The following is a 7,490-nucleotide window of genomic DNA, read 5'->3' as shown; positions in this document are numbered from 1 at the left end:
ACACCGCCCAGGGACACGACGGTGTGCGCGACCGGAAGACACCGGCCGCGCACACCCGTGCGGCTACGGCTGGTCGCCCTGGCTCAGCCGTGCCGCACCGGAATGGTCCTGGTACCCGTCTTCTCCTCCGGGACCGGGACCGTGACGATCAGCACTCCGTCCTTGTACTCGGCCGTCGCCTCATCCCCCCTGGCTCCAGCCGGCAGCCGGACAGAGCGTGCGAACGTCCCGTAGCGGAACTCCGTACGGTGCTTCTCCGTGGTCTCCTCACTGCGCTCGGCCCGCAGGGTCAGAACGCCTTCCGAGACGGTGATCTCGGCATCCTTGGCGGGGTCGATGCCGGGGAGTTCGGCACGCAGCACGTACGCACCGTCCGTCAGGTGCTCTTCGATACGAATGCCATGCAGCCCCGAGGTCATGTGCATCGCGGGAAACCCGGACTCCACCCAGCCGAACAGGTCGGGCAGCGCAGGCCAACCGGGCAGCCGCTCGATCATGCCGCTCATGTTCTCCCTCCTTCCTTGTTCCTCACCCCCAGCGTCTCGCAGCGGAGTTGGATCGGGCGTGGGCCCACCGGCCCCATTCGGGACCCGGTCGACCCAGTGCGAAAGGCTTCGCCGCCTCGCGGGCTCGCCATTCCTGCCGGACGGTCAGTCGTGGGGCACCACGGCGACCGGCGCGGCCGCGTGCCGCAGAACGGTGTGCGTCACCGGGCCGATGTGCGAACCGAGAGCTCCGGCGCGGTGACGGCGGCCCACCACGAGAAGCGAGGCGCCGCGCGAGACGTCCACCAGATGCGCGCCGGCGTCTCCGATCGCGGCCTCCTCCAGCACCTCGACGGCCGGGAACTTCTCCTTCCATGGACGGAGCACGTCCGCCGGCCCGTGCCGCACGTCGGCGGACGGTTCGTTCTGCCGCGTCGAGCCGGCGACACCGGCTGCACCGGCGATGGTGGGGGTCGGAGCGCTCCAGCCGTGGACCACACGTAGCCCGGCGCCACGCCTGGACGCGGCGTTGAACGCGAAATCGAGGACGCGGTCGTCGGGGTCGCTGAGGTCCAACCCCAGGACCACGTCACGGTACGGCCCGGCGCCGAGGGACTCCCCGTCCGACGCGCGAACAAGGACGACCGGCCGCTGCGCCCGTGCCACCACCGCCGACGCCACGGAACCGAGCAGGACACCCGCCACCCTGCCCAGGCCCCGCGATCCGAGCACCAGGAGCTCCGCCTCGCGTGCGGCGGCGACCAGAGCCGGCACCGGTTGTCCGGCGATCCGGTCCGCCCTCACCAGCAGGCCGGAGTGACGATGCGCCAGCCGGGTCTGCGCCTCGGCCAGCAAGTGAGCGGTCCGGTCCGCTCCCGGCGGTGGCACCGGCTCAGCCGCGAACGGAATATAGCTGTAGGGCTGTTGCTCGCCGGCGTGCACGACACGGAGAGCCACCTCGTGCATCACCGCCTCACGAGCGGCCCATTCGGCCGCGGCGAGACTTTCGTTCGAGCCGTCCACACCAACGGTGACGGTACGGGACATCAGTGGGCCTCCTTCGTGGATCCGTTCCCACTCTGGTGTCCCCTTCCGTGTGACACGAGGGACCGTAGGTCCCTGCGTGCGGACCAGCGGTCCCTGTGGCGTGCGCCCGGCAGAACGGCACGACCCGGTGACCGGAGTCAGAAGGGAAGGCGCACCCCGTACAGGGAGTTGCCGGCGGCAAGCTGACGTCCCGTCACCAGTTCCGGCTCTATGCGGACGAAGACCTCGTGGGGGGACGGCGCCCAGGAGGCCGGTCCGGTACGCAGGAGCCGTTCATGCTCCGCGGAGTCGGTCACCAGGGCGGCCGTCCCGGTGACCACGACGCTCCAGCCGGAGCGGGTGTCCGTGTGGACCTCGTCCGCCTCGAAGGCGACCACCGCTCCGTCGATGGCGCTCACCAGGTCCGAGACCGCCGAGGTGCGAAGCACCACCGCGTCGTCGTGGTCCAGGCAGAAATTGACCGGCAGCACGGCGGGCAGGGCCTGTCGCGTGTACACGATGCGCCCCACGGGCACCTCGGCCAGGAGGCGCACGCACTCCTGCCGGTCGAGTTCGCGGAATCCGTCGTTGGTGTACATCTGTCTTCTCGTCTCTCAGCTGACGACACGTCCCCTCGTCAGGCCGACCGGAGGGCAACCTCTTCGTGCGGCTGCTCGCCGAGCACCACCTTGAGCGCGCCGGTGTCGGCGGCCCGGGAGAAGACGTCGTACGCCTCCTCCATGCCGTCGAGCGGGAAGGTGTGGGTGACCAGTTGTGCGGTGGGCAGCCGGCCCGCGGCCGCCATGCGCAGCAGAACAGGCGTGGAGTGGGTGTCCACGAGCCCGGTGGTGATGGTCACGTTCTTGATCCACAGGTCTTCCAGGTGAAGTGTGACGGGCTTGCCGTGCACACCGACATTGGCCACGTGCCCACCGGGCCGCACCATGCGGGTGCACAGCTCGAAGCTCTCCGGTACGCCGACCGCCTCGATGACCACGTCCGCGCCAAGTCCGTCGGTGAGATCCGCGATCAGTTGTCCGGGCTCCTCGCGGGCGTCGGCCACGGCATCGGCACCGAGCCGCCGCGCGGCCTCCAGACGGGAGGCGGCCAGGTCGACGGCGACGATCCGCTCGGGCGCGAACAGGCGCGCCGTGGCGATCGCCGCGAGGCCGATGGGCCCCGCTCCGACCACCGCGACGGTGTCCCCGGGACGCACCCGCCCGTTGAGCACGCCCACCTCGTACGAGGTCGGGAAGATGTCCGCCAGCAGGACGGCGTCCTTGCTCTCGACCGCGCTGGGCAGTGCGTGCACGGACAGGTCGGCGTGGGGGACGCGGACGTACTCGGCCTGGGTGCCGTCGATCAGATGGCCGAGGATCCAGCCGCCACCGCCCCGGCACTGGCCGTAGGCGCTCTCGCGGCAATAGCGGCACCGGCCGCAGGCGGTGATGCAGGAGACCAGGACGCGGTCGCCCGGGCGTAGGGTCCGCACCTCGCTGCCGGCCTCCACGATCTCGCCGACGGCCTCGTGCCCCAGAACCGTTCCCGGACGCACCTCGGGCACGTCGCCCTTCAGAATGTGCAGGTCCGTCCCGCAGATGGTGACCGCGTCCACCCTCACGATGGCGTCGGTGGGCTCCTTGATCGCAGGGTCCGGAACCTCTTCCCAGGCGGACTGCCCGGGACCGTGGAAGACAAAGCCTTTCATGACGGTCGTCCCCATCCTTTGATCCGTTGCGGAGATTGCCCCACAGATCCAGCTTGTCCGGCGGTCGTGCGCTGCGCTTGGGCCGTGCGGCCTTCATCCCTCACGGACCGGACCAGCCTCAGCCCGCCGGGATGAGGAAACACTGGTCCTGTCGGCCCTGTCTTTCAGGGACCGACCGGCCCTCCCGCAGCAGGCCGGCGCAGAACCTCACTCGCGGTGCGGCGGGGCGTGGTGGCCCCTTCCGGCCCGTGTCCCAGGCGCATGAGGAGCTGTCCGTGGCCACCGTCGTGCGGGGTGTGCACCATCGCGTCGCGCAGATCGGCCCACTCCACCGCCTGATGCAGCAGGGATGCGCGCAGACCGCGCGCCGTCGCGACGAGCCAGACTCGCTGAAGGGCCTGGCCGACGCGCAGCCAGTCGACTCGGCGATCGTGGTCCGTGGTCAGCAGGGCGATCGCCGGCTCCGTCTCGAAAGGCCGGGCTGCGAGCCGTTCGGGGTGCCGCTGGGCGGTGAAATCGCGTAGCGGCAGTCTCTCGCGGGCGTCCTGAGGGCCCAGCGCCGCTCGTGGCAGCCCGACGGCGCGTTCCGGTTCGATGCCCCGGTGCACCCAGCGACGGCCCTCGGCCGCCCGGTCCGCGTCGCGACGGTTGCGCCCCTCCGCCTCGGCGGTCAGTTGGAGCAGACGGATAGCCTCCGCTCCGTCCGGGAAGCGCAGCGACGCGCCTTCCGCACGGGCCGCCGCAACAAGCTCGTGGCGAAGCCTCTCGGGGAGCGGTCCGCCCGAGAACGGGAAGCGGCTGCTGTGCCTGCGCCAGATCGAGTCGTAGAGGTCGGCTTCTTCTCCCTGCGTCCCTCGCACCGTGAACTCGGCCGGGCGCACGGCGGCCAGCAGGCCGGGGTCCTCAGGGCTGGGCAGCAGACGGGTGACCGGCGACCAGCCGAAGTGGGCGAGCGCGACCCGGAGGTTGAACACACAGGCCCCGACGGAGAGGTGCAGTGCGCGGCCCTCGGCGTCCACGTGTGCGAGGCCCCTTTCGGGAACGGCCCGCACCTGGAACGTCGCCGTCCCGGCGTCCAGCCGGAAGCACCACGGCTGGGTGTTGTACATCGAAGGCGCGGCGATCGCGGCGGAGACGCAGGTCTCCAGGACGGCGGTGCTGAGCGATGTGCTCTCCATGGTCCCTCCCCGGCACACTGGCCTCGGACGAACGTGCTGTCCTACGAGCCTCGCTTCCCCGCCGCGCGAGCGGCAGATGCCGACGGTCCTGCGCCGGGACCCTGACAGGGCTTGCGACGTCCGGGGCCGAACGTCCCCGACCAGCCGCCGGGTTGGAGCCGGACGTCCCCCTCACGACGCCTGACCGGCCCATGCCCCGGCAGGGTTTCGGCTGTCACCTTCGAAAGGGTCACGACGACCGGGAAGAGGTGCGGACCGATGTCCAGCGGCGAGTACGGCAAGAAATGGCTGTGGAGGTGGCGGAAGAATCCGCTGCGCCGGCACGAGGACGTCGTCGAGGCCTGGATCGTGCTGACCGTGTGGACGGCCGTCGTGTTGGGCGGCACCGTCGCCGGAGTGGCGACGGCCCGGGCCGCGGACGAGGTGTTCGCGCGTCAGCGAGCCGAGCGGCAGTCCGTCCGGGTCGTACTCCTGAACGACGTGCCGCGTCCCGCCACCGCGTTCGGCGGATCGGCCGATCGCAGGACGGCGCCGGTCAGCTGGACGGCACCCGACGGCTCGACCCGTACCGGGCGGACGCTCGTGAACACCGGTCTCGAGGCCGGATCAAGGATCGTGGCCTGGCAGGACGGCCAGGGCCGTCTCACACCCCGCCCGACGAGCCCCACCGAGGCAACGGTCGAGTCGGGGTTTCTGGGCGCCGCGGCCGCGATCGCCCTCGCCGGAGCGGTGTCCGGCGCGGGAGCGGCCGTCCGGTGGCGGCTCGACCGGCGCCGCGTCGACCAGTGGGCCCGGGAATGGGATCTGGTCGGACCGCGATGGGACCACAAGACCGGCTGAGAAGGGATGCCGGGCTCCAGGACGGGCGGGCCTGGAGCCTCCTGCATGTGCGACGCACCGGCGCCCGGCCGGCTACCGGCAGCCCCCTCCCCTGCGCTCCCCTCCTCACACTCCCTCCGCCTATCCCTCTTCCCCCTCTCCCTCTCGCTCCTCTCCCTCTCGGCACTCCGACCCATGCGTCAGGGCTGCGGCTACTCCAGCGGCCCATGTCTCGATCGCGGTGAAGTCCCGGAAGTCGCCGCCCTTTCCGGAGCGCAGAATCATCCGGGCCATCCGCCCTTCGGCGCCGTCCTCGAGGCATCCTCCGAAGGTGATGTGCTCCCGGACGCCGAGCCGGTTCATGGCCCGCTCGACGCCGCGCACCGGCGGGATGTTCCGCTCCGACGCCGACGCGTCGAGCGGACCGCTGCTGAAGAACCACACCGATCGCTCCGCAAGCCCGGCGCGGTGCCGCTTGACGAACCGCCGTGCGTCCTTGTGCCAGCGTCCGGCGTACAGGCCGCCGCCGACCACCACGGCGTCGTACGGCGCCACGCTCACCACGGACCGGGCCGGCAGTGCGTCGACCGTCAGTCCCTCCTTGCCGTCCTTGCCGTCCTTGCGCAGGACCTCGGCGACGGCTTCGGCGATCCGCGCCGTCGATCCGTTCCTCGTCCCGTAGGTGACCAACACGTTGCCGGTCATGGCGGTGCGCCTCCTCTCACAGTCCGCGCAGCCGGTCGCCGGCGGCGCCCCGCGGGGCCGGTTCCCGATGGCGGGGGTGTGCGTCGTCCAAGCGGTAGGTGAGTCCGTCGACCACGTCGACCACACCGTCGATCCGGCGGGTCATCGAGAGGGCGATCTCCTTCTCGCTCTTGCGTTCCGCATGTCCGGTGAGCGTGACGACACCCTCCGTCACGGAGACGTCGACGCTGCGGGGCGGCAGCCGCAGAGTGCGCACCAGTACCTCGTCGATGACCTCGTCGCGGAGCTCCTTGTCGGACCGCAGGAAGACCTGCAGGAGGTCGCGTCGCGTCACGATGCCCACGAGCCGGCCCTCCTCGTCGAGTACGGGGAGCCGTTCCACACGCCGTCGGGCCAGGGTGCGGGCGGCCTGGGCGACGGTGTCGTCGGCATGCACGGTGACGGGCGGTTCGGTCATCAGCTCGCCTGCGGTGCGGGCCTTCGCCTTCGCGGCCCGGCGGCGGGCACGCGGGGTCAGTGCGGCCGGCCCGGTGCGGTCCGTCGCGTCGTACGGACCGGGGCGGGTCGCCTGGCGCATCATCAGGTCCGACTCGGAGATGACGCCGACGACCTTGTCGTCCTCGTCCACCACCGGCAATCCGCTGATCCGGTGGTCCGTTAGCAGCTGGGCGACGGCCTTGAACGGCGTGTCGTGGGCGGCGCGTACGACGTCCACGGTCATCACGGATCCGACCTTGCTGTGCTTCATGTCCATCCCCTCCTCAACGGAGTCGGCGCAGATACGGGTCCTGGGGGCGACGCGGCAGCAGGCGCACCCGTGCGTCGAGCACGGTGACACCGCCGGGTGCCGCCAGGACGGGGTTGAAGTCGGCCTCGGCGAGTTGCGGCAGGTCCGCAGCCATGCGTGACAGCCGCAGGAGCAGCTGTTCCAGGTCCTCCAGGTCGACGGTGGCGTTCCCGTTCGCGCCCAGCAGCAGGGGGGCGGACCGTGGCGCCGTGATCAGTTCGTGCACGTCGTGGTCGGTGAGCGGGGCCAGCCGGGCCGCGTGGTCGGCCAGTACCTCGGTGGCCGTACCGCCGAGTCCGAACAGGACGAGCGGGCCGAACACGTCGTCCTGGACGACGCCCGCGAGCAGTTCGGTGCCGCGCGCGGCGAGCGGCTGCACCACCACGCCGGTCATGAGCCCCGCGAAGCGGGTCTCCAGGTCGCGGAACGCCGCCCGGACCTGCGAGTCACCGCGCAGGTCGAGATGGACGGCGTGCTCCTGCGTCTTGTGCAGGAGTCCGGGCCAGTGGGCCTTCATGACCACGCGGCCGTCGAAGCCGCGCAGCCGGCCGGCGGCGAGCACGGCGTCGTCCTCGGTCTCGGCCCAGGCCCAGGGGATCTGCGGGATGCCGTAGCAGGACAGGAGGTCGGCGCACGTGCGCGGGTCGAGCCAGCCGCCATCGGGGTGCGCGTCGAGGTAGTCCTTGACCACCGTGCAGGCCCGCTCGCTCTCGATGCCGTCGAGATCGAGGTGGGGTGCGTCGGGCCCGGCGAGCCAGCGCGCCCGGTCGAGCTCGCGGGCG

General features: G+C 71.5%; 9 protein-coding genes. 1 reads left to right on the top strand and 8 read right to left on the bottom strand.

The window, feature by feature from the left end:
* Positions 1 to 83 precede the first annotated feature (83 nt).
* The 5 genes from ACFW2E_RS31675 to ACFW2E_RS31655 all read right to left on the bottom strand — a co-directional run bounded on the left by ACFW2E_RS31675 (position 84) and on the right by ACFW2E_RS31655 (position 4,397).
* Positions 84 to 506, bottom strand: a complete 423-nt coding sequence (locus ACFW2E_RS31675) for an Hsp20/alpha crystallin family protein (RefSeq protein ID WP_384470702.1) — start codon at positions 504 to 506, stop codon at positions 84 to 86.
* Positions 507 to 650: 144 nt separating this feature from the next.
* Positions 651 to 1,532, bottom strand: coding sequence for a universal stress protein (locus tag ACFW2E_RS31670; RefSeq protein ID WP_384470699.1), 882 nt, complete (start codon positions 1,530 to 1,532; stop codon positions 651 to 653).
* Positions 1,533 to 1,669: 137 nt separating this feature from the next.
* A complete protein-coding gene (locus ACFW2E_RS31665) occupies positions 1,670 to 2,110 on the bottom strand; it encodes a pyridoxamine 5'-phosphate oxidase family protein (protein WP_384470696.1) in 441 nt (146 codons plus the stop codon).
* Positions 2,111 to 2,148: 38 nt separating this feature from the next.
* The gene (locus ACFW2E_RS31660) at positions 2,149 to 3,219 is read right to left on the bottom strand and encodes a zinc-dependent alcohol dehydrogenase family protein (RefSeq protein WP_384470693.1); all 1,071 of its coding nucleotides are present in this window, start codon (positions 3,217 to 3,219) and stop codon (positions 2,149 to 2,151) included.
* Positions 3,220 to 3,383: 164 nt separating this feature from the next.
* A complete protein-coding gene (locus tag ACFW2E_RS31655; protein ID WP_384470690.1) occupies positions 3,384 to 4,397 on the bottom strand; it encodes an Acg family FMN-binding oxidoreductase in 1,014 nt (337 codons plus the stop codon).
* A gap of 258 nt (positions 4,398 to 4,655) precedes the next feature.
* On the opposite strand from ACFW2E_RS31655, the gene ACFW2E_RS31650 reads away from it, so the two are divergent.
* The gene (locus ACFW2E_RS31650; protein WP_384470687.1) at positions 4,656 to 5,237 is read left to right on the top strand and encodes a hypothetical protein; all 582 of its coding nucleotides are present in this window, start codon (positions 4,656 to 4,658) and stop codon (positions 5,235 to 5,237) included.
* A gap of 120 nt (positions 5,238 to 5,357) precedes the next feature.
* Here the strand turns inward: ACFW2E_RS31650 and ACFW2E_RS31645 are convergent, their stop codons facing one another.
* The 3 genes from ACFW2E_RS31645 to ACFW2E_RS31635 form a co-directional block, all read right to left on the bottom strand.
* A complete protein-coding gene (locus tag ACFW2E_RS31645; protein ID WP_384470684.1) occupies positions 5,358 to 5,921 on the bottom strand; it encodes a flavodoxin domain-containing protein in 564 nt (187 codons plus the stop codon).
* A gap of 16 nt (positions 5,922 to 5,937) precedes the next feature.
* Positions 5,938 to 6,669 (bottom strand): CBS domain-containing protein, encoded by a 732-nt coding sequence (locus ACFW2E_RS31640; protein WP_384470681.1) that lies wholly within the window; start codon positions 6,667 to 6,669, stop codon positions 5,938 to 5,940.
* Positions 6,670 to 6,682: 13 nt separating this feature from the next.
* On the bottom strand, positions 6,683 to 7,490 hold an 808-nt coding region (locus tag ACFW2E_RS31635; RefSeq protein WP_384470678.1), incomplete at its 5' end, for an acetate--CoA ligase family protein.

The organism is Streptomyces sp. NPDC058964, assembly GCF_042741275.1.
Taxonomy (GTDB): domain Bacteria; phylum Actinomycetota; class Actinomycetes; order Streptomycetales; family Streptomycetaceae; genus Streptomyces.
This window is presented reverse-complemented; position numbering and strand designations above follow the sequence as displayed.